We start from the raw sequence: 25,600 nt of genomic DNA on the forward strand, positions 1-25,600 counted from the left end.
ATGAATCAACAAATTGACTTCACTCAACCCCAGCGTCTGAACTTTTTTGGCGTTTTTGTTTCTGGAATAAAATTTTTCTTACGCTTCATCCGCGCGTTCGGAATCGCTTTCTTATTCATCCTGATAAAAAATTCATCTATGTTTTTCTCTGGATGGTTTTGGTTGGGCTTATTAGGGATTTTCGTGCTAATTATGCTCTTTGCCTACCTGAATTATCTCAATTTCTGGTATTACATTGACCCTGTCAATAAAGAATTTATCATTAAGAGGGGAATTCTGAATAAGGAGCGCGTAGTCATTAAATTCGATAAAATACTTCAAATCAATATCGTACAAAACGTCATTCAGCAAGCGCTGGATTTGTATAGCGTCGAAGTAGAATCTTCAGGTAGCAAGGAAACTGAAATTGATTTATTTGCGCTGGATGAAGAAACAGCGCAATCTTTGAAAAATTATATTCTAGTCTTAAAAGGTGACTTAAATACAGATTTTCAACAGAATGAGTCGTACATTGAAGACCAGCAGGAATTGTTGTTCGAATTAAAAGCAAAAGATATTTTTGTCGTTTCATTGTTTTCGAATTATAGACAAGGCATGTTGCTATTCTTCGCTTTCTTGATTACGATTTTTAATCAAGTTTCGGAATACCTATTTCAAGACGGTTTGTTAGCATTTTTTGAAGACTTTTCAGTCACGCTCTTATTGTCGCAGATCGCCATTATTCTGTTTGTTATTCTCCTCGTTCCTATTTTAATCAATCTGGTTAGGTATTTTATCACCTACTATAATTTCCAGATGAATAGAAGCAAAAAAGGTGTTTTGAATATGCATTACGGATTATTTAATTTAAAAGATTTGATATTCAACCGGGATAAGGTGCAACTGATTACTTCAACTCAAAACTGGGTTTTGAAGAAATTCAAATTGAGTATTGTGACTTTGCAACAGGTTTTGACGGATGAACAAAAAGTGGAAAGTTCTTTAATTCACCTTCCGGGAATTACGGATTCAGACAAAACTATTTTGTACGGCATCTTATTTGACAGAAATTTAGGGACTAAATTCCAGACCTATCTTCCATCGATACGCCTTTTTGTTTCCAGAACAATCAAAGTTTTCTTAGTCTTTATCGCTCTTGCTGCTATTGGATTTATCGCTTTCAGAGCAAACTTTATGGAAATTGCATGTGCTTGTGGATTTTTATTTCTGCTAGTGAGCTTATACAACTTTTTGTTCTACCGAAATTATAAACTGCTGCAATACGATGATTTTATTATAAGAAAGGCCGGAGTTTGGGACATCAAAGAAACCATCGTTCCAATCAAGTCCGTTAATGCAGTTTCCGTTTCGCAGACCTTCTGGCAAGTCAGGCGAAAATTAGGAAATGTCGGGTTAAGTACCTCTTCCGGCGTAATTGATTTCGTGTTTTTCGATTTGAATTTGATGAATTCGCTGGCGAATGAAATACTGTATAGAATTGAAAAAGAATCTTTTAAAACAGCATAGTATACATCTAATAAAAATCTACTATATTTGTAGAGTTAATAGGTTATTTTTTTACTAAAATTGAATACTATGAGTTTAAGATTAGGTGATGATGCGCCAAACTTTAAAGCGCAAACTTCCATTGGAGATATTGATTTTTATGACTATATACAAGATAGTTGGGTTGTTTTGTATTCGCATCCAGCAGATTTCACGCCCGTGTGCACGACAGAATTGGGCAGAACTGCACAATTAAAGAATGAGTTCGAAAAGCGAAATGTAAAAGTTTTAGCCGTAAGTGTCGATTCGGTGGAAGATCACCATAAATGGATAAAGGACATCAACGAAACACAAAATACAAACGTTGATTTTCCTCTTATTGCGGATAAAGATAGAGAAGTGGCTGAATTGTATGACATGATTCATCCAAATGCTTCAGCGACAGCTACCGTTCGTTCTGTGTTCGTTATTGGCCCAGATAAGAAGGTAAAACTTACGTTAACTTACCCAGCTTCGACAGGAAGAAATTTCGACGAGATTTTAAGGGTAATCGATTCTCTTCAGTTAACTGCAAATTATTCGGTAGCTACTCCTGCTGACTGGAAACATGGAGAAGATGTAATCGTTGTTCCGGCAATTAAAACAGAAGATATTCCCGGTAAATTTCCAAAAGGATATACGGAGGTAAAACCTTATTTAAGGACGACTCCCCAACCGAATTTATAATATTCGATATTCCTTTTATCTCAAAAAAGTCAACCGGTTCGGTTGACTTTTTTGTTTACTAGACTTCTTAAGCAAGTGACCATAAAAGAAAATATCCCATCGAGAATTATCGATGGGATATTTTTATAGTACGATGCGAAAGCAAAAATTAGAATACTTTAACAATATAAACAAAGTCTTGCATTTTCTTAATCTGATCTGTTCTGGAAAGATTTGACAATGAATTTCTATTGTTTAGGATAATATTTCCTTTCAACGCATCAGCAGGAATTTTATTCAAAGTCGAAATCAATGCTGAAGTTTTGATAGCAAATGCTGCTCCATCTAAACCCTTTTGCTTTCCAGAGATAATTCCAATGATATTACCTTGATGATCTAAGACCGGACCACCGCTATTTCCTGGATTGACAGGAATAGAAATCTGATAAGCAGTTGTGTCACCGCCATAACCCGTTGCAGAACTTAAGTAACCTTGTCCGTAAACCGCTTCGTCCCTAGGAAACCCTAACGTAAAGATATCTTCTCCGATGTCAGAATCTTGTTTCTTAAATGTATAAGGAATACTTTTCAACGATTTGAAGGTCGTATCGTTGATGAATAAAATCGCTAAATCTTTTTCGGCATCCGTATAAATAACTTCTGCTTTGTAAGCAATCCCTTTGTTATTTTGCAAATGGATTGAATCAGCTCCATTCACTACATGGTAATTCGTAACGACATATCCTTCTTTCGAAACAACAAAACCTGTAGCGCCATAATGCATTGCGCTAGCATTGTTATTTTTAGATTGAGAATTGATGTTATTGATTACCGCATTATGTGCATTTACATTGCGCTTCACGCTGTTCATCTCGCGTCTTAGTGCGCTGTAATCGGTCGTTGCTTTCTTAATGTTCGTAAAATAGCCCGTGAACAACAATGTCGAGAATGCAGAGATTACAGCAACAGCTGCTGCTACACCTGCGTTCAGACGTAATTTACGCCATAAAACGACAATGCCACTTTCTTTTTCGCGCGAAATTTTAACCTCCGTATGGTAAGCGTTCGAAACTTGTTCAACTGTTGATTTAAAAATCAAACGATTGGACGTTTCTTTCATTTTATCTAAAAACTCTTTGTGCTGAGACAGCTGAGATGCATATTCCGGATTAGAATCGCACAGAGCCTCAAAAGAGAATTTCTCTTCTGCGTCCATCTCCCCTTTCAGGTATCGATCCGCTAATTCCAAAAAATCAAATTGATTCATGCTATTTACCTTCTATTTACTAGTAAAGAATAATTTTTTAAGCCTTTGCAGGCATTTATATTTTTGAGTTTTAGCATTATCAGGGTTGGTATATCCGAACTTATCTGAGATTTGAGTCATGGACATATTCCGAATATAAAAATCTTCTAAAATAGTTTTACATGGTTCTCCCAACTGCGCCATCGCGCTTTCCATTTGAGAAAATTTAACTTCTAACTCTACTTGCTCTTCCAAATCATCTTCCGAAAAGAGTGTTTCTTCATACGAACTCAAATCAGAGTTGATAAATTCAGAAGACCCCTTCGTCAATTTTTTTAGCCACATCCGACGGCATACAGCGTACAGATAGGTGCTTAACTTGCTACTAAGTTCAAAAGTGCCATTGCTGACCTTATCGTAAAGAACTAAAAGCGCGTCTTGGAAAATATCCTTTGCTTCGTCTTCGCTTCCATGATTGCTAATAATCATGTAGGCGATGCTCGGATAATATAGCTTATAGACTTGAGCCAAATCTTTACTATTTCCTTCAGCTATACCTTTTAAAAGTAATTCGTCAGAATGTAATTCCCTTAAATTGCTAATCTTACTCACTTATTAATACTTAAATCTCGAAATAGTAACCCGTAAAGTTTAGTATTTTAAATATTTTATCAAAATAGTTTTTAAGAATGTTTAAAAGTATTTAGCTATCCTATTTAAAACAAATTATATAAAATTAAATCGGCTCTTCATTGTTATCCCACTTAATCATTTCCAAATCAGAACACATGTATTTTTTCAGTCGTTACACAATGACTTAGAGAAACGTCTTCTGAACGAACATCTGAAATATGATCAATAGGTTCAAAATAACATAAGCCGATTTTCAACACATCCTTTCTGCAATCATCCAAAAAACGATCGTAAAATCCTTTCCCATAACCAAGTCGATTTCCTTGTTTGTCACAAACTAAAAGCGGAATAATGACCGCATCAATTTTATCTGCATCAATCTCAATTCCATTCAGCGGTTCAGGGATTCCCCATGAATTCTGTTCGATTTGAGTTTGATCATCCAATACATAATTATTCATTTTAAGCGCTCCAAAATCACTTTTTGACAACACAATCTGAAGTTTAGGATAAGTAGATTTTAACCATTCAATAATCTTTGACGTATCAGGTTCGATTTTGGCCGGAATAGGTAAATAGACGTGAACATAGCGCGCATCGGAAAAATCCAAGGTCTTAAAATGAGCTAAAACAGCTTCATCAAATTGAGCTTGTTCCTCCTTTGTTAAGGCAGCTCGTTTTCCTTTGTAGATTATGCGCAGTTCAGATTTAAGCATAAAATAAATATACAGAAAAATAATATCAAGAATAAAAAAACGGCCTTAAAGCTTATCACTTTAAGACCGTTCATTAAAATTTTATAGTAAAACTTAAGATTTTACACGCTCAACATAATCACCTGTTTTGGTATCGATCTTAACTTTATCGCCCTCGTTGATAAACAAAGGAACTTTGATTTCTACGCCAGTTTCAACTGTTGCATTTTTCAGTGCATTCGTTGATGTATCGCCTTTCACAGCAGGCTCTGTGTATGTAATTACCAATTCGACACTAGAAGGTGCTTGAGCCATGATTGGTTCATCGCTTTCGAAAGCGACAATCACATTCATTCCTTCTTTCAAAAATCTTGCTGAATCTCCGAATAATAATTTTGGAACGTTGAATTGTTCGTACGTTGCATTATCCATGATAACAAAAAAATCGCCATCATCGTATAAATACTGATAATCGTTTGTTTCAACGCGTGCGATTTCAACCTCCTCGTCAGTTCTAAATCGGTACTCTACAAGTTTTCCCGTTTTCACATTTCGCATACGAGCTGAATAAAAAGCTCTTAAATTTCCGGGTGTACGATGAATAAATTCCTCTACAGAAACCAATTCACCATTAAAACGTAGAATATTTCCTGACTTTACTTCTGATGCTTTAGACATAATTTACTTATTTAACCATAAAAATAGAAAATTCCACCTTTAATTTAAAAATTATAGGTCGAGTTTATAATTTTGTATTTGAATTTGCGTGTCGCAAAATTCATATTCGTGCAATTGATTTGACCCAACAATAAGGATCCGATTCTGATGTATCGTTTTATCAATCAAATTTTTATACCACAAAACCCCTTGTTCATCCAAGTTGCTCGTGGGTTCATCCAATAATAAGATTTTCGTGTCCGAAAAACAAGCTAGGGCAAGTTTCACTCGTTGCTTCATGCCTGATGAAAAATATTTCAATTCTTTGTTCAAGGATTTTCCTAGGTCTAAGTATTGAATAATCTTAGCTGAATCATAACCAGAAAAATAGGACTTAAATTTAAAATGAAAGTCAATCATTTCTTCCAGAGAAAATTCTTCGATTAGGTCAACGTAAGGCGCTGCAATACTAACTTCGGTGTAAACCTGCTCAATATCCAGAATCCGCTCATTCAATTTATATTGAATTTGGCCTTCGCTGGCTGACAAATGACCCGAAATAACTTTGATCAATGTCGATTTCCCTGAACCATTTGGCCCAAGTATCGCATAGGAGTTACCGCAAGAAAAATCAACATTGATGTGCTTGAATATCCATTCTTTATTATATCTTCTGCCAATATTTTCTAAATGAATAGTCAACTTTTCTTAATTACAGGCTTTTGCCCTGTCCAAATCCTTTGACAACACCTCTATTCGAAGAACGAACAAACCCAATAATTTCATCACGGATTTCAGTCGCCTCAAACTCAGTTTCAACAATATCCAAAGCTTTGCTTAAATTACTGTATTTCACGAAAAGCACACGGTAAATATTCTGTATTTCCGTAATTTGCTCATTCGTGTAGCCTCTTCTTCTTAATCCCACAGAATTGATCCCGGCATACGTAATTGGCTCTCTCGCCGCCTTGATGTAAGGAGGAACGTCTTTACGAACCAAAGTACCACCTGTTACAAAAGCGTGTGAACCAATTTTACAAAACTGATGCACAGCAACCATTCCTGCAAGGACAACATAGTCGCCAACAGTAATATGACCTGCTAAAGTACTTGAGTTCGAAAATATACAATTATCGCCCACAAAGCAATCGTGGGCAATATGGCTATATGCCTGAATCAGGCAATTTTTGCCTATGGTCGTTTTATAACGGTCTTTTGTCCCGCGATTGATTGTCACGCATTCGCGAATGGTGCAGTTATCACCGATTTCGGTCGTTGTAATTTCTCCATCAAACTTCAAATCCTGAGGTTCACCAGAAATAACCGCGCCTGGAAAAATACGCACGTTCTTTCCTATTCTTGCGCCATTCATGATGGTCACATTCGAGCCGATCCACGTTCCTTCGCCAATGACTACATCTTCATGTATCGTAGAGAAGGGCTCGATTACAACGTTTTGAGCAATTTTTGCTGCTGGATGAATATAGGATAAAGGTTGGATCATAAGCCTTTTACTTTAACAATTTGAGCCATTAATTCTGCTTCGCTGACGATTTTATCACCAACCATTCCAACACCTTTCATCCTTGCGATTCCACGACGGATAGGTTCTAAAAGTTCGCAGCTAAAAATAACTGTATCTCCCGGAACAACTGGATTTTTAAATCTTGCGTTTTCAATCTTTAAAAATAATGTTAGCCAGTTTTCTGGATCTGGCACGGTATTCAACACTAAAATACCACCTGTCTGCGCCATCGCTTCAATTTGAAGAACACCAGGAAAAACTGGCGCGCCCGGAAAATGCCCCATGAACAAATCTTCGTTCATTGTTACATTTTTCAAGCCAACAACATGATTTTCTGTCAATTCTAAAATCTTATCCACCATCAAAAAAGGCTGACGATGAGGTAAAATTTTCATGATTTGAACCGTGTCATAAACAGGAGTAGCATTAGGATCGTAAACCTTAATGCTTTTGCGTTTTTTTTCCTTCTTTATTTCCAATTTAATTCGTTTTGCAAAAGCCACATTCGCAGCATGGCCTGGGCGGGCTGCCATAATATGACCTTTCAGCGGTCTTCCAACAAGTGCTAAATCACCAATCATGTCCAACAATTTATGTCTTGCTGGCTCATTTTGATGACGAAGCTGAATATTATTCAAAATTCCTTCGCTAGCAACTTCAACTTCTTTATTGAAAATACCTTTTAATTTGCTCAACTCTTCCGCGTCCACTTCTTTATCAACGATAACAATGGCATTGGATAAATCTCCACCTTTAATTAGGTTATTGTTCACCAGCATTTCCAATTCGTGCAAAAAGCAGAATGTACGTGCTGAAGATATTTCTTTTACAAACTCAGTGATATTCGTAATCGCAGCATGCTGGCTTCCCAAAACCGGAGAATTGAAATCGATCATGCAAGTCAATCGATATCCATCCAAAGGCATGGCCACAATCTCGACTTTATTATCCACGTTATTGTAGTGGATATTATCATGGATCTCATAAAAATCCCTATCTAAATCTTGTTCGTGAAATCCAGCTTCTAAAATTTTATTTACAAAAATGGATGAACTTCCATCCAAAATAGGAACTTCAGGACCATCTAATTCAATCAATACATTATCGACTTGAAGACCAACCAACGCGGCCATCAAATGTTCAATTGTACTAATAGATGCTCCATTTTGTGTGATGGTTGTTCCCCTTGATGTATCGGTCACATTATCAACGTCAACATTTACAATAGGCGCACCCTCTAAATCCACTCGTTTAAACTTATACCAATGATTTTCAGGAGCGGGTCTAATTAACAAATTTACTGCACGACCAGTATGCAGACCTACACCTGATATAGATATATCTGTCTTTATTGTTCGTTGTTTTACATTCATATCTAACATTAATGAAATGGTATATATGTTTTTTTAATTATGATTATTTAATTTCTGTTCTAATTCTTGAATACGTTTCTCCAATTCTGGAAGTTTCGCATACAAAACTTGCGAGCGTAATTGGGAAGTGTATGATGAACTAGGTGAACCAGCCCATTTTCTATTTTCCAATTCTATAGCTCTATTTATTCCAGATTGCGCTTGGATTTGACTTCCTTTCGCGATACTGATATGACCGACTACACCAACCTGGCCGCCGATTACAACTTGCTCTCCTACTTTGGTACTTCCAGATATTCCTGCTTGCGCAGCAACAACTGTGTTTTTTCCAATCTCGACATTATGTGCAATTTGGATAAGGTTATCCAATTTAACGCCTTCGCGAATGATTGTCGAACCCAATGTAGCTCGGTCAACTGTTGTATTTGAACCGATTTCCACATTATCTTCTAAAATTACATTCCCTATCTGAGGGATTTTCTCAAATGAACCATCTTCTAATGGTGCAAAGCCAAATCCATCGCTTCCAATGATCACTCCTGAATGCAACGTAACATGCTTCCCGATTAAACAACTGTTGTAGACCCGAACACCAGGAAACAGAATGCTATCATCATCGATTTGAACATCGTCGCCGATGTAAACATGTGGATAGATCTTTACGTTATCGCCAATTTTTACATTTTTCCCTAAGTATGAAAATGCTCCGATGTAGCAATTTTCACCAACAACTGCGGTTTCATGAACCACAGTAAATTCTTCACGTCCTGATTTATTTGTCTGAAACTGAACGTAGAATTTTAATAATTCCGTAAATGCCAAATAGGCATTTTTAACTCGAATCAATGTTAAATCAACAGGTTTTGTAAGAATTAAATCTTCGTTTACGATAACAACAGAAGCGTTTGTCGAATACAAAAACGTTTCGTACTTGGGGTTGGACAGAAAAGTTAGACTACCTTGATCAGCTTCTTCTATCTTTGCTAATTTATGTACTTGAGTCTCTGGATTTCCATCCACGGAACCCTTTAAAATTGTGGCTATTTGTTCAGCTGAAAATTGCATTTAATTACAAAAGTATTCTTTTTTATCCGTATTAAACAGTATGTTATTAATTTGAATATATTTCTTTCGGGTATGACAGTGTATATTTAGTTACAAGTTTGCTCAATGCATCCAAGCTAGAAGCATCGGAAGCTTCGAGTATATCTGTCAGTTTTCCGTTTTTATTCAATATTTTTATTACTCCATTTTTGCTATCGTAAGTGCTATTCTGAATTGTTTGATCATGAACAAAATACGCAACTTCATTATCATTTAACCCAAAATGTGCTTTCACTTTTTCTTTTATCGCGATGATTTCCGATTCTTGAAATGGTTGATTTTGCATTTGCGTCCTAAATAAATCGCGCAACATTACTTTAGAACATAACGTTCTTAAAATAAAATCATTATGTGTTGACCAGCTTTTTATCGCCGACATGATATCTGTATCGTCCAATTTCATAAACCAATTCAAATGTTCAGAATCAAGATCAAAGTTTTCGGTCGAAATTCTATTCTTCAAAAAGTGGCTTAATGCATCTGTTGCAAATAAGTCTTCGCCTTGCGCACTTAAATCTTTGGCTCTTTTCAACGCTTGGACCATCATTCGCTCCGCGGAAATCACCGTTTTGTGTAAATAAACTTGCCAATACATCAGTCTTCGTGCAATTAGAAATTTTTCAATCGAATAAATCCCTTTGGCCTCTACAACTAATTCATTCTCGCTTACATTCAACATTTTAATTATTCGATCAAACGAAATCACACCTTCAGAAACGCCAGTAAAAAAGCTATCTCTGTTGAGATAATCCATCCGGTCGGTATCCAATTGACTCGAAACTAACTGATGAAAAAACTTTCTGTCGTACTGATCTTTGAAAATCCGTATCGCCAAATCAAGCTTTCCTTCATATTCCAAATTCAACTTATCCATTAACAACGAGGAAATGAGCTCATGTGAGACACCCTCCACTAAAGTATGTTCTAAGGAATGGGAAAAAGGTCCATGCCCAATATCATGCAATAAAATGGCAATTAATGAGGCTTCCTCTTCTTCGGTGCTGATTTCAATCTCTTTACTTCTCAGCGTTTGAATTGCCAACGACATCAAATGCATTGCGCCAAGCGCATGTTGAAATCGAGTATGCAAGGCTCCCGGATAAACCAAGTGGGTCATGCTTACCTGCTTAATGTACCTAAGCCTTTGCAGGTATGGATGTTGCACCAAGTCAAAAATAAACCCTGTTGGTATAGTCACAAAGCCATAAACCGGATCATTAATTATTTTTGTGTTGTTCAACCTATTTTATCACTAATTGAGTAGATTCAATCCACTCTAAATTTCCTAACTTTAGGAGCTGTATTTATGAATCTAAGATAAGCGCAAAGATACATAGATTGAAGTTAATAATTGTTAAAAATAATGCACTGGAATGGCATAATGCTTAATTTTCCAATAATTCAAACACAAAAAAGCAGAATTTAGATTTCGTATTTATTCGAGCTATACAATCTACAGGAAGCAATAAATACTTTTTATGCAGAAAACACATATACTTTGGGCTGATGATGAAATCGATTTTCTGAAACCGCATATCCTATTATTGGAACAGAAAAACTACAAAGTTGTCACAGTAAACAATGGAAACGATGCTGTTGAAGCATTTAAAAATGAACCTTTTGACCTTGTTTTTCTGGATGAGAATATGCCCGGGCTCACTGGCTTGGAAACATTGGCAATCTTAAAATCTATCAACCCGACCATTCCGACTGTCTTAGTCACTAAGAACGAAGAAGAGCATTTAATGGAAGATGCGATAGGTTCTAAAATCGACGATTACCTGATTAAGCCTGTTAATCCGAAACAAATTCTTTTAACGATTAAAAAATTTACCGAAAACAGGAGATTGGTCAGCGAAAAGACGTCGATGGCTTATCAGCAGGATTTTCGGAATCTGGGCATGATCTTAAATGATGACCTGGATTACGCAAAATGGGTTGAAGCGTATAAAAAACTGATTTATTGGGAATTGTCGCTGGAAAAATTGGAAGACGCAGGAATGCATGAAATACTGACGATGCAAAAGTCAGATGCCAACCAATTGTTTTCGAAATTTATTGAGAAAAATTATTTGAACTGGATCAAAAATCCAGATCAAAGCCCTGTTCTTTCGCATCAATTATTTAAAACTAAAGTTTTTCCCAAGTTAGAAGCTGATAAACCGACCTTTTTTATCCTGATCGATAATTTACGTTATGACCAATGGAAAATCATCAATGATGTCGTAACCGATTATTTTAGGTTAGAAGAAGAAGACAACTACTATAGCATTTTGCCGACTGCTACTCAATACGCCCGTAATGCAATTTTTAGCGGATTAACGCCTTTAGAAATGGAAAAAAGATTTCCAGAGATGTGGCAAAATGATGATGATGAAGGCGGAAAGAACCTGCACGAAGACAAATTTTTGACAGATCAAATTAAAAGGATTTATCGCCGAGACATCAAACACAGCTACACCAAAATTTTAACGTTGGAACAAGGAAAAGATGTCGTGGAAAACATCAACAATTACATGCAATATGACTTAAATGTATTGGTTTACAATTTTGTCGATATGCTTTCCCATGCGAGAACCGATATGGCAATGATCCGAGAATTGGCAAATGATGACGCGGCGTACCGCTCATTGACGCTTTCTTGGTTTGAACATTCGCCTTTGTTAGAAGCAATCAAATGGCTTTCTTCCAAAAATGTCCGCCTGATCTTGACAACCGATCACGGAACTATTCGTGTAAAAAAACCGAGCAAAATCGTTGGCGACCGAAACACGAATTCCAATCTGCGCTACAAACAAGGCAAAAATTTAAATTTCGCCGAAAAGGATGTGTTTATGATCAAGAATCCGCATGATGCGCAACTTCCGAAACTTCATGTGAGTTCTGCATTCGTGTTTGCAAAAGAAGATTTATACTTTGTTTATCCAAATAATTACAACCAGTTTGTCAACTATTTTAATGGAACATTCCAGCATGGTGGGATTTCATTGGAAGAAATGATAATCCCTTATGCTACATATATCCCAAAATAACTAATTTTGGGGTATGGACGTAACCATCAAAAACATTCACGAACTCCCTGAAGTAGCTCAGCAATTGATTCAAGAATTCCCTTCATCCAAAGTTTTTCTGTTTAACGGAAACATGGGTGCTGGGAAAACAACGTTTATCAAAGCTTTGTGTGAAGTTTTGGAAGTTGACTCAACAACTTCAAGTCCAACATTTTCTATCGTCAATGAATATCATTCTCCGACAGGAGCAATCTATCATTTTGATTTCTATCGAATAAAAAATGAGCAAGAAGCTTTTGATATGGGTTATGAAGAATATTTTTATTCCGGTAATTATTGTTTTATCGAATGGCCAGAGAAAATCGAAAACTTAATTCCCGAAAACGCTGTTTTAGTGGACATTACAGCAATTGATGTTCATCAAAGAAAGTTCACTGCAAAAATTTTATAAAATATTTCTTTTCCTCACGCAACCATTTCTCAAAACCCGCCGTCTTCTAGATAACAAACTAAAAATTTAACTTGGAATTGAAGAATATTGACGTCATATGGCAGGGGTGCAAAAATGCAGATCGCAAAGCACAGTACGACTTGTATCAGTATTTTTCAGCAAAGATGCATGCAGTTTGTTTGCGCTACGCAAAAGATAGTCAAGAAGCGGAAGATATTTTACAAGCAGGATTTGTAAAAGTATTCACGAAGCATGACTTGTTTGATGGCAGAGGTTCTTTAGAAGGTTGGATTAGGAGAATAATGGTCAATTTGGCAATAGAAACGCATCGAAAAAACAAAATCAAATTTGTAGATGTGGAAGACCATGCGTCAATCAGCATACATAGTTCGATTGGAACAGACCAATCAAATTATCAAGATTTGATGGCTTTGGTTAGAAGACTGCCGATTGGTTACAAGACCATATTCAACTTATATGCCATCGAAGGATACTCACACAAAGAGATTTCGGAAATGTTGCAGATAAGCGAAGGAAACTCTAAATCACAGCTATCGAGAGCCAGAACATGGTTAAAAGATAGAATTACACAAATGGAAAAAATAGGATTATGAAAGAGAACGAATTTGATGATTTCTTCAAAAAATCTTTAGAAAATAAGGAAGAAACTCCGCATAGCCGCGTGTGGGATAAAATTGCAGCTGAATTGGATCAGCAAAGTAAAGTGGTGCCATTTAGAAAAACTTCTAAAAAATGGTATCCTTACGCTTCGATCGCCGCCTTGTTGATGTTGTTCGGCGTGTCTGTTTTGTTGTTTAGAAATCAAGATACTGTCGAGTCTACTGACACTCAAGCAACAGTTCAGCCGGAAATCGAACAGTCAATTACAAGCGAGAAACCAGCGACACTTGAAACGCCAAAAGAATCGGAGGTTTTACCCGAGAAAAAAACAATGCTCGCGGCCAGTCAAAAAATCGACAGCAAAAAATCTTCAAAGGTTTTGAATGCGACCGAAGAATTACCTAGAACTGAAGAATTTGTTGAGAACGTGGTTGAGGAAAAAGAAAATTTTATAGCCGTCATTCCAGTTAAATCTCCAGCGATTGAGAAACAAACGGTCCCTATCGAACCTGCAAAAGTAGTCGTTGCAGTTACCGAAGTCGAACCTATTCAACCGTTAATCGATCTTCCGGAATATGAAGAAACGATGATTGCGACAACGAAATCGAAAGTGAAATCCAATTTTGTAACACAAGTACTAAATGCAGTCTCTGAATCCATCGACATTAGCAGTTCGAAAGACGTTTTGTTCAGCAACGATGAAGAAGGAACTTTAAAAATCAATATCATTGATGCATTTGCCAGAAATAGAAAGAAAAAATAACTTAAATCAGACAAAGAAAATGAGAAAATCAATAAAAATAACCGCCCGCTTATTAACTGCATTATGTATTGCTTTTAGTGCATCAGCTTTTGCTCAAACGGAAGTAAAAGTTGTCGAAAAAGACACGATGAAAATCAAATTCAAAGACCTTGACAATAAATTAGGCAAGGATGATTCAGACGATGAAGTAAAATATCCTAGAATTTATGGAGGGTTGACTTTTTCAAGAATAGATTGGGGTTTTTCAAGAATTATCGAGGATGGAAGCTTTACCTTATCTGACGAAAATAAATTTTTAGCTTACAAGAAAGCTTCTAATTTTGGATTCGATGTGGCACAAGTAGGGGTTCGTTTTACCGATAAATTCAAAATATATCTTTCTACAGGTTTTGAATGGAATTATTTACGCTTAAAAGAAAATGTGTTATTGGCTGAGAACACAACTCCGTTAACCTATGCGAATGTCGATCCATCGGAAGTAAATTACAGCAAAAATGTCTTGACGACAACTTATTTAAGAGTGCCATTGACATTTGAATTGCGAAGCAGAAAGATGAGAAATGGCGACCGCTTGAAATTCGCTTTCGGACCAATGACTGGCATTTTATTGAAAGCTACACAGCGATTGAAAAGCGATGAGTTAGGCAAACAAAAGTTCAGAGACAATTACAATTTTGCTAGTTTCCAATACGGTGGATTTGCGAGGGTTGGATTTGGAGGAGTAGGTCTTTTTGCGAAATATTATGCAAACGATTTGTTTGAAAAAAGCCCTACTCAAGAAAGTTTGAATAACTTTGCTTTTGGATTAACACTAGGATTTTAATATTTAAAGTATATTTAATTGTATTTTTGTGCCGAAATCAACTAAGATTTCGGCATTTTTATGAGTCAAAAAACCACGTCCTGTCAGTATGTTCCCTTCGATGTCCAAAAATTGAATTTGCCCCTCATTCATGGGCAGGATGTTTCTTTGGATTTTGAAGGAAAAGTAAAAGTACATGCCATTCAGCAGGTTGATTTTGCGATCCAGCAAAATAAAATCACGGCAATAATCGGCGAGTCAGGAAGCGGAAAAACAACTTTACTGAAATTAATTTATGGCCTTTTGGCTCCAGAAACTGGCGAAATCCGTTATAAAGGCTGGCTTGTTCCGACAAGAAAAGACAAGCTTATTCCTGGACATGAAGCCATGAAATTGGTTTCTCAAGGATTTGATGATTTAAATCAATATGCAAAAGTTTGGGATAATGTCGCTTCCCAACTTTCGAACACCAATTTAGCCTTGAAGGAATCGAAAACCAAAGAGGTTTTAAAAAAACTTAGAATCAATCACCTTGCGCAACAGCGCGTAGCTGATTTAAGCGGTGGAGAAAAACAGCGCGTGGCGATATCGCGGGCATTGATTAATGAACCTGAGGTTTTACTGATGGACGAACCATTTAATCAGGTGGACGCTGCGTTTAGAGATTCCTTGCAACAGGATATCCGCACGATTGTAGAAGAAACAGGATTGACAATTATCATCGTATCGCACGACCCGACAGAAGTCTTGGCACTGGCGGATGAACTGCTGGTGATGAAAAATGGAAAAATTGTCGAGCAGGGAAAACCGTCGGATTTATATTATCATCCGAAACATCCTTACACTGGGCAATTATTGGCAAAATGCAATATTCTTACTCCGGAACAAGCAAGCGCTTTAGGATTGGATGTTCAAAAAACCATTGGAATCCATCAAGAAAACATTGAAATTCGAGAAAATCCTAAAGGTAATTTTTGGGTTAAAGAAGTAAAATTCCGCGGTTTTTATCGTGAATTATTTTTAGGAAATGATGAATTAACCGTGAACTGTATTCAGTATCCTAAGCAGGAAGTCAAAAAAAATACCAGAATTGACATTCTGGTAAAAGATTTTATTGAGTTTTAAGCATCTATTTTTTATTCAATTCTTTGTCAATTGTCTTGATTAGTTTATCAAATTCTTTATCCGAAAATCCGATTGACAAATAAATAATCTTTCCCTCTTTGTCCAACACGACATTTCTTGGAATTGTATTTTCTGCAAACAAACCATAAACTCCACGATTTAAATCTGGATAAATTGGAAATGTATAGCTGTTGGATTGAATGAATGGATTCAATTTATCCCATCCTTCTTCTCTCGCCAACACCATAACTTCAAAATCAGATCTATCTTTCTTTTTATCATAAATTTCTTTTTGCAACCTCGGCAGTTCTTGTCGGCAAGGAGGACACCATGTGGCAAAAAAATTGATCAAAACTACCTTTCCTTTTAAAGACTCGGAGGTCATGCGATTTCCTGATTGATCAACAACCTCGAAGGCTGGACCTTGCTGTCCCTTTGAAACTCGCCATTCGCCACTTTCTTGTGCGAACAGACCACAACTCATTAAAAAAAGTACTGCAGTTAAAATTATTCTCGTGCCCATTAATTTTCTATCCAATTTAACATATCTGCGAACCAATCGCCATCTTCTTGCTTGTTCTTAAGGCCAAAACCATGACCTCCCTTTTCATAAATATAGACTTTATTTTTAACTGCATGCTTGTCCAATGCTTTCGCATAGCGCTCGCTATTTTCTAAAACAACCACCTTATCATCTTTTGCGTGCATTAAATATGCTCTCGGAGAATTCTTATCCACCAGCAATTCATTTGAAAAATTCGACACATCTTCATCCGAATATGACGGGCCAATCAAGTTTTTCTTAGACCCCTCATGCGTGATATCTGGATCCATCGAGATGACAGGATATAAGAGCACGGAAAAGTCTGGCTTTAAAGAGGTATTATTTTGATTCTCAATGTATGCATGGTTGTAATGAGTGGATAAGGTTGAAGCTAAATGCCCACCTGCAGAGAACCCTAAAACACCGACTTCATCAAATGCCAAACCCAGCGCTTCTTTGTTGTCTCGGATAAACTTGATAGCCGATTGCGCATCTTGAATAGGCCCAAAACGCTTGTCTTCCATAATTTCATTGCTAGGCAAACGATATTTTAGAACGACTGCAACATAACCCTCCTTGTTCAATGCTTTCGCAACATCATGTCCTTCGTGATTGATTGCGACATGAGCATATCCACCACCCGGAATAATTAGAAATGCTTTATTTTTTGTCACTGATTCCGGCTTGTAAATATATAAGGTAGGAATATTGTTTTTGTAATTTTCTGAGTCCGGATTTTTACTGTTTGGAATTTCATTCGGATATAAAGGACGAACGTCCTGTGCGGAAGCAAAGCTAACAATCATTAAAAGAGAAAATAGAAAGTAATATTTCATGCTATTGATTTGAGATAATAATTAATTCCAAATCTTTCGCTGGAATCTGAAAGCGGTTGGCAATGTCTTTATTTGTTAAATTTCCTTGGTACAAATAAATGGAATTTCGAATTCCAGGATTACACCAGATCAGATTTTTAATACCGCCCTTCTCACCGATATCTAACAAAATCGGCGTCAAAATATTCGTCAACGCATAAGTCGCTGTTCTTGCAACACGAGAAGCTATATTTGGAACGCAATAATGAATAACATCATATTTACGAAATACGGGTTTATCATGTGAGGTAACTTCAGAAGTTTCAAAACAGCCCCCTTGGTCAATACTCACATCGATTAAGACAGAATTAGGTTTCATTCTGGAAACCGTAGCTTCAGAAATCACGCAAGGTGTACGTCCATTTTTTGCTCGCAACGCACCAATGACCACATCCGAAGAACGAACCGCTTTGTTCAAGACAACCGGCTGAATAACCGAAGTGAAGACACGCGAACCTACATTATTCTGCAACCGGCGCAAGCGGTAAACAGAACTGTCGAACACTTTTACTTGAGCACCAAGTGCGATGGCTGTTCTCGCTGCAAACTCGCCAACGGTTCCGGCACCAATAATGACCATTTCAGTCGGAGGAACGCCTGTCACACCGCCCAACATCAATCCTTTTCCGTCAAAAACATTGCTTAAATATTCTGCTGCAATCAAAATGGAAGTCGCGCCTACAATCTCACTCATTGCCCGAACAATCGAAAGATGACAATCTTCATCTTCTAAATATTCATAAGAAATGGCTGTGATTTGCTTTTTCATCAATCCTTGCAAGATTGACAAATCAAGTAAGGAAGGTTGCAACGACGAAAGAAGCACTTGCTTATTCTTCATCAATTGAACTTCTTCCTCAGTAGGTGACAGAATCTTAATAATAATATCTGCTTTAAAGACTTCTTTCTTATCGTAAACTATCTGCGCTCCTTGCTCGCTATAGTGATGATCTAAAAAGTTGGACAACTTTCCGGCATCCGATTCAATAATGACTTGATGTCCATTTTCGACCAAAAGCCCAACAGACAATGGCGTAATTGCAATTCTTCTTTCCTGAAAAGAAGATTCTTTGGGTATTCCGATAACTAAATTTTCCTTCTTGCTCCCCTTTGAGTATAACATCTCTTGCGGTTGAAGCAACGCTCCTTCTGCAATACTACTTAAACTTCCCATTTCACCATGTAATCAAAAATCAATATAAAGAAGAATTAAAATTAACATTAATTCAGTATAAAACATCCTTTTAGTGTAAAAATCCTATTATTATAATCGCAAATTATACGTATTTTTACAAAATCAAGCATACAAACATGAAATTTTTAAAACTACTAAACCATATAAAAATAGTTCCGCGCTGGATTATATTCTCATTTGATATGGCCGTTGCTGTTCTTGCATTCTTAATTGCTTTTGTAATTTATCATAATTTCAACCCAACTTTCTTTTCTGATTCTAATTTTGCGATAGATTTTTTAACCTGTTTAACTGTAACAGCATTATCTTTTTTTATTTTCAAATTATTTTCGGGAATTGTTAGGTACACCAGTGCAATTGACTCCATTCGAATTTTGTCGACGGTTCTGTTCACATTAGTAATGCTTTTTGTTGTCAAACTGTTTTTCGTAATTTTTCAGTTAGACCCTATACTTCCCTCCAATCTAATCATTCTTTATTCTTTATTCTTATTCACTTCGTTAATCACCTACAGAACTTCCATAAAAATATTTTTCCAATACACGAAATCAACAAGAAGAAGCCGCAAAAACGTTATTGTGTACGGCGCTGGAGATTTAGGTATTGCGGTTAAAAGAACATTTGAGCATGATCTTCGTGCAGACAAAGCCATCTTGGCTTACATTGATGATGACGAAGGAAAGATTGGGAAGTCTATTGACGGATTGAAGATTTATCGCTCATCTGAATTACCTAAGATCATCAACAAACTGGCAATCGATGAATTGATTATTGCTTCCTACAGCATCAATCCTGAAAACAAAAATGAGGTTATTGAAATGTGTTTGGAACACGATGTGAATGTATTGACATTGCCTCCAATCAAAAAAATAATGAATGGTGACTTGTCGCCAAACCAAATTCAGAAAATTAAAATTGAAGATTTATTGGAACGACCTTCGATAAAAATCTCCAATGAAAATATTTTAGGTCAGCTTGAAGGTAAGCGAATCTTGGTGACTGGCGCTGCTGGATCAATAGGAAGCGAAATCTCCAAACAGTTAGGAAAATACAACCCGCAGATGATTATCCTTTGCGATCAGGCTGAATCCCCTTTGCATAATTTACAATTGGATTTGCAGGATTTATACAAAAACCAAGTATATCACTCGTTTATTGCGGATGTAAAGAACGAAAATCGCATGCGCTTGCTGTTTGAAACATTCAAACCGCATTACGTGTACCATGCTGCAGCTTATAAGCATGTGCCGATGATGGAAAACCATCCAATTGAAGGGGTTAGAACAAATGTATTGGGAACGTTCACTTTGGCTAATTTAGCCGTCGAATTTAAGGTTCAGAAATTTGTATTTGTTTCGACAGACAAAGCGGTGAATCCGACAAACGTAATGGGTGCTACAAAAAGAATTGCCGAAATCTATGTCCAGTCATTAAATACGAACTTAGAATTAAGCAACATTCAGTCACATACAAAATTTATCACGACCCGCTTTGGAAATGTATTGGGATCGAATGGTTCGGTCATTCCTCGATTCAAAGACCAAATCGACAAAGGTGGGCCATTAACAGTGACTCACCCTGACATCACTCGGTATTTCATGACGATTCCCGAAGCTTGTCAATTGGTAATCGAGGCAGGAAGCATGGGGAATGGTGGAGAGATATTTGTTTTCGACATGGGTAAATCCGTGAAAATTGTGGATTTGGCAGTCAAAATGATTAAACTTTCAGGACATATTCCTTACCAAGAGATTGATATTAAATTCACTGGATTAAGGCCAGGTGAAAAATTATATGAAGAACTTTTGAATGACTTGGAAAACACCATGCCTACTCACCATGAGAAAATCATGATTGCCAAAGTCAGGGAAAATGACTTTGGAATCGTCAAACGGTATATGCAAGATTTGTTTGTTGCGGTTAATACGCAAAACAACAACAACATCGTTAGACAGATGAAACAGATTGTTCCAGAATTTAAAAGCCAGAACTCGATTTATGAGCAGCTGGATTTAGAAGAGGTCAAGGTCGATTAAACAGCTAATCAACAGATTTATTGATTAAAACTTGCAAGTAAACGATAAAATTGTAATTTTGCGTTCCGAATTAGATTAACACAAATATGTCAGATAAAATTAATAGTGATTCCACTAAAGTTGTAAAATCAAAAAGTTCATTTTTTCAAGAAAATGAAAAAAGCATCATTTTTATTGTAGGTGGAATATTACTTCTTATAGTCCTTTATTTCGGATACCAAAAATTATATTTGGCACCAAGAGCTGAAAAAGCTGCAAATCAGATGTATAAGGCTGAAGAATACGCTACAATCGATTCATTGCAAGCGAAAGCGATCAATGGTGACGGTTCATTTCCAGGCTTCGAAGAGATTTCTAAAGAATATTCAAACACTAAATCTGCGAACATTGCAAATGCTTATTTAGGAGGTTTATACCTTCGCGAAGGCAAACCACAAGAAGCAATCGATGCTTTGCAAAAATATTCTGATACCGGAAGCGAAATCTTAGATCCTTTGGTTCACGGCTTGATCGGTGATGCGTATTCTGAACAACAAGATTATAAAAAAGCGGCTGAATTCTACAAAAAGGCAGCTGATAAATCAAAGAATTCGTACACAACCCCTTTATTCTTAAAGAAATTAGGATTGGTTTACGAGCAATTGCAAGAATACAAAAAAGCAGAAGAAGCGTTTACACGTATTCAAACGGACTATCCAGGAAGTCAAGAATCATCGACTGTTGATGCATTAATAGCAAGAAATAAGGCGAAATTATAAGCCTTATTTCATTTACCTGTTCAAATCAAAACAATCATCATGTCGAGTTCCCACAAAAACTTATCCGATTTTTCACACATTCAAGTTGCAAGCGCGACGGATTATAAATTTGGAATTGTTGTTTCACAATGGAATTCTGAAGTAACTGGCGCTCTTTTGCAAGGCGCTTATGACAAATTGATTGCTCAGGGTGCAGAGGATAAAAATATTGAGATTATCCACGTTCCTGGAAGTTACGAATTGATTTCAGGTTCGGATATCTTGTTAAGAGACTCTTCTTTTGATGCAATTATTTCATTGGGATGTGTCATTCAAGGAGAAACAAAACATTTTGATTTTATTTGTGATGCAGTTGCCCATGGATTGAGCAATGTTGCAATCAAATACAATAAACCTGTTATTTTCGGTGTTTTAACGACAGATAACCTGCAGCAGGCATTGGATCGTTCGGGAGGGAAACACGGAAACAAAGGAGAAGAAGCGGCTATTACAGCTATTCAGATGGCTGAAATAAGTAAAAAATATTAATCATATATTTTTCGTAATTTTGTCTGTATGAAACGTTGCAGAATTATAGCAGTCTTTATCACACTAATCGCTAGCGCTATTCTAGTATCATCCTGTGCTTCAAAAAAATGCGCAGCATACAGCACTTATCCAAAGAAAAACTACAGATCTCGATAATTCTTCATCCGAGATTTTTCTTATGGTTTTCCAAACTTTTAAGGTTTAATATGAAAATTCATTCATCAGTATACTTATCCTCTATTTTTTTATCCTTGCTTTTTTTCTGCTCAACGGGAAACCTGAAAGCTCAAAACGGTGTTATCAATTCCATTTGGGAAGGAATTGGAGGTAAGTCAACATGGCAAAACACTCGCTTTATCCTTTTCGTCGTCAAAGGAAATGAGCTCTCTTCGTCTTTTAAGGAGTCAAGACGCTTTCTACTAAATAAATCCAATGGCGAAGTGCGCTTCGAAGGAAAAGACGCTCAAGGGGATCGCTATATCTTTCTATTTAATTACCAATCTCAGAAGTTAAAAAAGATTTACAAAAACCAAATTGAAATCAAAAATGCTAATTCAGAAAATGAATTGTTTCAGGATTTATTGGCGCAATTTAATGAAGATAGTTCCCTATTATTTATTCAGACATTCTTGGATAAATCAGGTTCCAAATTAGGCTCTGTAGAAAATAAAATTAGCAATGCAGAAAAATTAAATGGTATCCCGTTTAAAACTTCGAGTTTGATGAATAAACCCTTAAGCGGAAAAATCTATACCAGCACAGAGAACTATTTGTTGCGCAATCTGGAATTAAATGAGGAAGAATACCTGATCGATGGCTATAAAGATATTGGTGGAGGATTAACTTTACCGACCATCTTTAAAAGCACATCTGATTCATCAAAAAGCTCTTCCTATTCATTAGTTGCTTCTTTCACAGAAATGGAAGAGTCTAAATTTTCAACGCTGTAAATCGACTAATTCGAATAAACCTGCGCATTTCCTGCTCTGCCATTTTCGTGGATCACAAGAAATGTATAGGTAGTCGAAGGATCATAAACTATCGGCTCCGAATATTTTGAACTCGATTTCGTAGGAGTGCTCCCATCTGTACTGTAGTAGATATCAAATCCCGGATATTCTAAGTTGGCACAGAGCTTTGAATTAATCAACTTGACGCCGATTCCCGGCAATCTATAATTGATTCCCTCAAATCCCAAGTCTAACTTTGGAAGTTCCTCCTGTCCTACCCGATTGATGAATTCGCCGTATTCTTTGTCAATCTTAGCTTTTGAGAAACTTACTTCTGATTCCCAACTCCTCACAGGCGACCAAGCACGTTCTGCCAAAGCGAAAAACCTTGGAAAAGCCATGTAATCCATTCTCTGCTCATCTAAAATTGTTTCTGACCACAATCCTCCCTTTACGCCGATTAGGTTGGACCTGCCCTTCTCATTCAGCCTTATGCTCGAATTAAAGTGCTTCTTGTCAAAAGCCTTTCCTTTTGCATACAGATTGATGTTGGCAAAAAACGATTCTGGCAAGAAAGAATACGCTTGATACAGATCGATCAAACTAGCCCAGACCAAGCCCGGCTCGTCGAAACGATTGTTCCACGCCATATCAAAATAAAAATTGCTTGAACTGATAAAAACCGTCTTATAGCCCGCATTCGCTAAGCGATAAGCCAAATCTTCTTGTCCGCCACCAACAACATTGTTCCAGACATCCAATTGCATGGTTGTCGAAGCCAATTCTTTGTTCACGACCATTCCATTTCCTTGGTTTACCATGCCAATCTCTTCCCAACCAGCGATATTAACTCCTTTCTTATTCGCTAAATCGTACACTTTTGCCACATAATAAGGCCAAACCTGATTTACCGAAGAAAAATTCAAGCTATCCATTAACTGCTTTATTTTAGGCGATTTTTCCCAAACGCCATTAGGCACTTCATCTCCACCGATTGATACGGTTTTCATCGTTAAGCCAGCTTTCACATACATCGCTTTCAAATCATCGATTACTGTCGAAATAAATGTGTAAACAGATGGCAAAGCCACGTTCATCACATTATCATCCCAGTTTTGCGCAGAATTATAAATGGATTGATCTTCAAAATCGTGCAAGAGATATTGGTTTGCTTCTTTCGGCTTGCCTAATTCCATCAATCGATTATACCTTGTCTCCATCGCTTTGATCGATGCACGCGCGTGTCCTGGAGTTTCAATTTCTGGAATAATTTCTATATGCCTTTTTTGTGCATACTGCAATAAGTCAATAAAATCTGCTTGGGAAAGAAAAGCTTTTTCAGAAGAAACTCCACCCGAACCATAAGCCGGCTGAATGCTTTTGCCATCAGCAAATGACGGCGAGCGGTTAGCTCCGATTTCAGTCAGTTCTGGCAACGAAGGAATCTCAATTCTCCAGCCTTCATCATCAATAAAATGCAGATGCAATGTATTTAGCTTATACATCGCCATAATATCGATGTATTTTTTTATGGTTTTCGTATCCTTAAAATTACGCGCAATATCCAGCATCAATCCCCGATAACCAAAACGAGGTTTATCATCTATCTTAACAGCAGGAAGAATAATTTTCGACGGATCCGCTTTTTGGTCAGCAACCTTGATCAATGAATTGATCGATTGCAGCGCATAGAAGACCCCCGCATCCGTAGAAGCTTCGATCGTTATGGCCTTTTGAGAAATATCCAATGAATAAGCCTCCTTCTCAAGCTGCGCGTTTTTAATGATCTGAATAGTTGCTTTTCCTTTTTCCGCAGGAGCGAATGAAAATCCAGGCTGATTAAAGACGAAATCTTGAAGGGATTGCAAAGCATCAGGAAAAGAAGGGTCGATTGAATAGGTAATCTGCTGTGAAATTTCCAATTGTCCCTTTCCTTTCCGTAGGCTCGCTGGCGTAGGCAACAGCAATAACGAAGAGGCTTGTTTTATTTCTGCATTACGGTCATAAACAGCTGCAAGAAATTGTTTGTTCTCCACTGGAGGAACGGTTATCGGAACAAAATGAAAGTTTTTTACCGGAAAATATTGATTCGGATTCTTAGCATTTTGAAAATAAAACCCATTGACGATGCTCGACGCATTCGCCATTTTATACTTGGATTTGAAATCTATAACAATAGAATCTTGAGGTTGCAGGGTTTGATTTTGAAGAAATTTAACCTTAAATAAGTTTCCGTTTTCATCCGTAAGCTCATATCCAGTATGCTTTTCGTCTACAATCGGAAAGATCGAATTAAACCAAAGATCGAAATTCTGAAGATTAGCGACTTGATTGGAATTATTTTTTAAAATTAATTGCAAAGAATACTGATTGTCCACAGCATAGGTTTGAGCGGGCCTCCAATGGATATGGATCTGGTCGCTTAACTGCTGAGCATGAGCCAGATTAGCGACAAGCAAGCATATAAATCCACAAAGAGCAGTACGAAAGAACAGGTTAAACTTCTTCATTTTGATGG

25 protein-coding genes are annotated in these 25,600 nt (G+C 36.9%); 12 read left to right on the plus strand and 13 right to left on the minus strand.

All coding sequences use genetic code 11. The features are described from left to right. Together C4F49_RS00910 and C4F49_RS00915 are read left to right on the plus strand one after the other, a co-directional pair. Positions 1-1,506, plus strand: a complete 1,506-nt coding sequence (locus tag C4F49_RS00910) for a PH domain-containing protein (protein ID WP_196933948.1) — start codon at positions 1-3, stop codon at positions 1,504-1,506. A gap of 69 nt (positions 1,507-1,575) precedes the next feature. After that, the gene (locus tag C4F49_RS00915; protein ID WP_196933949.1) at positions 1,576-2,211 is read left to right on the plus strand and encodes a peroxiredoxin; all 636 of its coding nucleotides are present in this window, start codon (positions 1,576-1,578) and stop codon (positions 2,209-2,211) included. 148 nt (positions 2,212-2,359) lie between these two features. On the opposite strand, the gene C4F49_RS00920 is transcribed toward C4F49_RS00915, so the two are convergent. From C4F49_RS00920 to C4F49_RS00960, 9 genes are all read right to left on the minus strand, one after another. Beyond that, positions 2,360-3,457 (minus strand): S1C family serine protease, encoded by a 1,098-nt coding sequence (locus C4F49_RS00920; protein ID WP_196933950.1) that lies wholly within the window; start codon positions 3,455-3,457, stop codon positions 2,360-2,362. A 12-nt stretch (positions 3,458-3,469) separates the two neighbouring features. Continuing rightward, positions 3,470-4,048 (minus strand): RNA polymerase sigma factor, encoded by a 579-nt coding sequence (locus C4F49_RS00925; protein ID WP_231388166.1) that lies wholly within the window; start codon positions 4,046-4,048, stop codon positions 3,470-3,472. A gap of 167 nt (positions 4,049-4,215) precedes the next feature. Continuing rightward, positions 4,216-4,785, minus strand: coding sequence for a 5-formyltetrahydrofolate cyclo-ligase (locus C4F49_RS00930; protein WP_196933951.1), 570 nt, complete (start codon positions 4,783-4,785; stop codon positions 4,216-4,218). Between the two features lie 93 nt (positions 4,786-4,878). Beyond that, positions 4,879-5,442 (minus strand): elongation factor P, encoded by a 564-nt coding sequence (gene efp, locus C4F49_RS00935; RefSeq protein WP_196933952.1) that lies wholly within the window; start codon positions 5,440-5,442, stop codon positions 4,879-4,881. A gap of 51 nt (positions 5,443-5,493) precedes the next feature. Continuing rightward, on the minus strand, positions 5,494-6,123 hold the full coding sequence (locus C4F49_RS00940; protein ID WP_196933953.1) for an ABC transporter ATP-binding protein: 630 nt from the start codon (positions 6,121-6,123) through the stop codon (positions 5,494-5,496). Between the two features lie 10 nt (positions 6,124-6,133). Then, positions 6,134-6,925, minus strand: coding sequence for an acyl-ACP--UDP-N-acetylglucosamine O-acyltransferase (gene lpxA / locus C4F49_RS00945; RefSeq protein ID WP_196933954.1), 792 nt, complete (start codon positions 6,923-6,925; stop codon positions 6,134-6,136). Further along, a complete protein-coding gene (locus C4F49_RS00950; protein ID WP_196933955.1) occupies positions 6,922-8,319 on the minus strand; it encodes a bifunctional UDP-3-O-[3-hydroxymyristoyl] N-acetylglucosamine deacetylase/3-hydroxyacyl-ACP dehydratase in 1,398 nt (465 codons plus the stop codon). The genes lpxA and C4F49_RS00950 overlap by 4 nt, the downstream gene beginning before the upstream one ends. Positions 8,320-8,352: 33 nt before the next feature. Then, a complete protein-coding gene (gene lpxD, locus C4F49_RS00955) occupies positions 8,353-9,384 on the minus strand; it encodes a UDP-3-O-(3-hydroxymyristoyl)glucosamine N-acyltransferase (protein WP_196933956.1) in 1,032 nt (343 codons plus the stop codon). A gap of 46 nt (positions 9,385-9,430) precedes the next feature. Continuing rightward, positions 9,431-10,663 carry an HD domain-containing protein gene (locus C4F49_RS00960; RefSeq protein WP_196933957.1) on the minus strand — a complete coding sequence of 411 codons (1,233 nt, stop codon included), beginning with the start codon at positions 10,661-10,663 and terminating at the stop codon, positions 9,431-9,433. A 238-nt stretch (positions 10,664-10,901) separates the two neighbouring features. On the opposite strand from C4F49_RS00960, the gene porX reads away from it, so the two are divergent. The 6 genes from porX to C4F49_RS00990 all read left to right on the plus strand — a co-directional run bounded on the left by porX (position 10,902) and on the right by C4F49_RS00990 (position 16,196). After that, entirely contained in the window at positions 10,902-12,455 is a 1,554-nt protein-coding gene (gene porX, locus C4F49_RS00965) for a T9SS response regulator signal transducer PorX (RefSeq protein ID WP_196933958.1), read from the plus strand. Between the two features lie 13 nt (positions 12,456-12,468). Beyond that, positions 12,469-12,885, plus strand: a complete 417-nt coding sequence (gene tsaE, locus C4F49_RS00970) for a tRNA (adenosine(37)-N6)-threonylcarbamoyltransferase complex ATPase subunit type 1 TsaE (RefSeq protein WP_196933959.1) — start codon at positions 12,469-12,471, stop codon at positions 12,883-12,885. A gap of 71 nt (positions 12,886-12,956) precedes the next feature. After that, a complete protein-coding gene (locus C4F49_RS00975; RefSeq protein WP_196933960.1) occupies positions 12,957-13,499 on the plus strand; it encodes an RNA polymerase sigma factor in 543 nt (180 codons plus the stop codon). After that, positions 13,496-14,269: a hypothetical protein gene (locus tag C4F49_RS00980; RefSeq protein WP_196933961.1), complete on the plus strand. Its 774-nt coding sequence runs from the start codon at positions 13,496-13,498 to the stop codon at positions 14,267-14,269. The genes C4F49_RS00975 and C4F49_RS00980 overlap by 4 nt, the downstream gene beginning before the upstream one ends. A gap of 19 nt (positions 14,270-14,288) precedes the next feature. Further along, the gene (locus C4F49_RS00985; RefSeq protein WP_231388167.1) at positions 14,289-15,092 is read left to right on the plus strand and encodes an outer membrane beta-barrel protein; all 804 of its coding nucleotides are present in this window, start codon (positions 14,289-14,291) and stop codon (positions 15,090-15,092) included. A gap of 60 nt (positions 15,093-15,152) precedes the next feature. Next, positions 15,153-16,196: an ABC transporter ATP-binding protein gene (locus tag C4F49_RS00990; RefSeq protein WP_196933962.1), complete on the plus strand. Its 1,044-nt coding sequence runs from the start codon at positions 15,153-15,155 to the stop codon at positions 16,194-16,196. 4 nt (positions 16,197-16,200) lie between these two features. Here the strand turns inward: C4F49_RS00990 and C4F49_RS00995 are convergent, their stop codons facing one another. From C4F49_RS00995 to C4F49_RS01005, 3 genes are read right to left on the minus strand one after another with little or no spacing between them, the layout of a single operon-like run. Then, positions 16,201-16,719 carry a TlpA family protein disulfide reductase gene (locus tag C4F49_RS00995; RefSeq protein ID WP_231388168.1) on the minus strand — a complete coding sequence of 173 codons (519 nt, stop codon included), beginning with the start codon at positions 16,717-16,719 and terminating at the stop codon, positions 16,201-16,203. After that, a complete protein-coding gene (locus C4F49_RS01000; protein WP_196933963.1) occupies positions 16,719-17,576 on the minus strand; it encodes an alpha/beta hydrolase in 858 nt (285 codons plus the stop codon). The genes C4F49_RS00995 and C4F49_RS01000 overlap by 1 nt, the downstream gene beginning before the upstream one ends. 1 nt (position 17,577) lies before the next feature. Continuing rightward, on the minus strand, positions 17,578-18,789 hold the full coding sequence (locus C4F49_RS01005) for an alanine dehydrogenase (RefSeq protein ID WP_196933964.1): 1,212 nt from the start codon (positions 18,787-18,789) through the stop codon (positions 17,578-17,580). A 137-nt stretch (positions 18,790-18,926) separates the two neighbouring features. Between C4F49_RS01005 and C4F49_RS01010 the strand changes: the two genes are divergently transcribed. From C4F49_RS01010 to C4F49_RS01025, 4 genes are all read left to right on the plus strand, one after another. Continuing rightward, positions 18,927-20,846, plus strand: a complete 1,920-nt coding sequence (locus tag C4F49_RS01010) for a polysaccharide biosynthesis protein (RefSeq protein WP_196933965.1) — start codon at positions 18,927-18,929, stop codon at positions 20,844-20,846. An 86-nt stretch (positions 20,847-20,932) separates the two neighbouring features. After that, complete coding sequence (locus tag C4F49_RS01015; RefSeq protein WP_196933966.1) at positions 20,933-21,604, plus strand: tetratricopeptide repeat protein; 672 nt, start codon at positions 20,933-20,935, stop codon at positions 21,602-21,604. A gap of 39 nt (positions 21,605-21,643) precedes the next feature. Beyond that, positions 21,644-22,132: a 6,7-dimethyl-8-ribityllumazine synthase gene (ribH, locus tag C4F49_RS01020; protein ID WP_196933967.1), complete on the plus strand. Its 489-nt coding sequence runs from the start codon at positions 21,644-21,646 to the stop codon at positions 22,130-22,132. A 206-nt stretch (positions 22,133-22,338) separates the two neighbouring features. Next, positions 22,339-23,082 carry a hypothetical protein gene (locus C4F49_RS01025; protein ID WP_196933968.1) on the plus strand — a complete coding sequence of 248 codons (744 nt, stop codon included), beginning with the start codon at positions 22,339-22,341 and terminating at the stop codon, positions 23,080-23,082. 5 nt (positions 23,083-23,087) lie between these two features. Here C4F49_RS01025 and C4F49_RS01030 read toward each other — a convergent pair whose 3' ends face one another. Next, positions 23,088-25,592 (minus strand): family 20 glycosylhydrolase, encoded by a 2,505-nt coding sequence (locus C4F49_RS01030; RefSeq protein WP_196933969.1) that lies wholly within the window; start codon positions 25,590-25,592, stop codon positions 23,088-23,090. Positions 25,593-25,600 lie beyond the last annotated feature (8 nt).

The sequence above is a fragment of the Sphingobacterium hungaricum genome (assembly GCF_015210005.1).
GTDB classification, from domain to species: Bacteria; Bacteroidota; Bacteroidia; order Sphingobacteriales; family Sphingobacteriaceae; genus Sphingobacterium; species Sphingobacterium hungaricum.

Excerpts from the sequence above, each read along its gene's own strand:
- porX (WP_196933958.1), top strand. The coding sequence starts at position 10,902 with ATGCAGAAAACACATATACTTTGGGCTGATGATGAAATCGATTTTCTG.
- efp (WP_196933952.1), bottom strand. The coding sequence starts at position 5,442 with ATGTCTAAAGCATCAGAAGTAAAGTCAGGAAATATTCTACGTTTTAAT.
- C4F49_RS00950 (WP_196933955.1), bottom strand. The coding sequence starts at position 8,319 with ATGAATGTAAAACAACGAACAATAAAGACAGATATATCTATATCAGGT.
- C4F49_RS00985 (WP_231388167.1), top strand. The coding sequence starts at position 14,289 with ATGAGAAAATCAATAAAAATAACCGCCCGCTTATTAACTGCATTATGT.
- C4F49_RS00910 (WP_196933948.1), top strand. The coding sequence starts at position 1 with ATGAATCAACAAATTGACTTCACTCAACCCCAGCGTCTGAACTTTTTT.
- C4F49_RS00990 (WP_196933962.1), top strand. The coding sequence starts at position 15,153 with ATGAGTCAAAAAACCACGTCCTGTCAGTATGTTCCCTTCGATGTCCAA.
- lpxA (WP_196933954.1), bottom strand. The coding sequence starts at position 6,925 with ATGATCCAACCTTTATCCTATATTCATCCAGCAGCAAAAATTGCTCAA.
- ribH (WP_196933967.1), top strand. The coding sequence starts at position 21,644 with ATGTCGAGTTCCCACAAAAACTTATCCGATTTTTCACACATTCAAGTT.
- C4F49_RS01030 (WP_196933969.1), bottom strand. The coding sequence starts at position 25,592 with ATGAAGAAGTTTAACCTGTTCTTTCGTACTGCTCTTTGTGGATTTATA.
- C4F49_RS00995 (WP_231388168.1), bottom strand. The coding sequence starts at position 16,719 with ATGGGCACGAGAATAATTTTAACTGCAGTACTTTTTTTAATGAGTTGT.
- C4F49_RS01005 (WP_196933964.1), bottom strand. The coding sequence starts at position 18,789 with ATGGGAAGTTTAAGTAGTATTGCAGAAGGAGCGTTGCTTCAACCGCAA.
- tsaE (WP_196933959.1), top strand. The coding sequence starts at position 12,469 with ATGGACGTAACCATCAAAAACATTCACGAACTCCCTGAAGTAGCTCAG.
- C4F49_RS01010 (WP_196933965.1), top strand. The coding sequence starts at position 18,927 with ATGAAATTTTTAAAACTACTAAACCATATAAAAATAGTTCCGCGCTGG.
- lpxD (WP_196933956.1), bottom strand. The coding sequence starts at position 9,384 with ATGCAATTTTCAGCTGAACAAATAGCCACAATTTTAAAGGGTTCCGTG.
- C4F49_RS00915 (WP_196933949.1), top strand. The coding sequence starts at position 1,576 with ATGAGTTTAAGATTAGGTGATGATGCGCCAAACTTTAAAGCGCAAACT.
- C4F49_RS01000 (WP_196933963.1), bottom strand. The coding sequence starts at position 17,576 with ATGAAATATTACTTTCTATTTTCTCTTTTAATGATTGTTAGCTTTGCT.
- C4F49_RS01015 (WP_196933966.1), top strand. The coding sequence starts at position 20,933 with ATGTCAGATAAAATTAATAGTGATTCCACTAAAGTTGTAAAATCAAAA.
- C4F49_RS01025 (WP_196933968.1), top strand. The coding sequence starts at position 22,339 with ATGAAAATTCATTCATCAGTATACTTATCCTCTATTTTTTTATCCTTG.
- C4F49_RS00920 (WP_196933950.1), bottom strand. The coding sequence starts at position 3,457 with ATGAATCAATTTGATTTTTTGGAATTAGCGGATCGATACCTGAAAGGG.
- C4F49_RS00930 (WP_196933951.1), bottom strand. The coding sequence starts at position 4,785 with ATGCTTAAATCTGAACTGCGCATAATCTACAAAGGAAAACGAGCTGCC.
- C4F49_RS00980 (WP_196933961.1), top strand. The coding sequence starts at position 13,496 with ATGAAAGAGAACGAATTTGATGATTTCTTCAAAAAATCTTTAGAAAAT.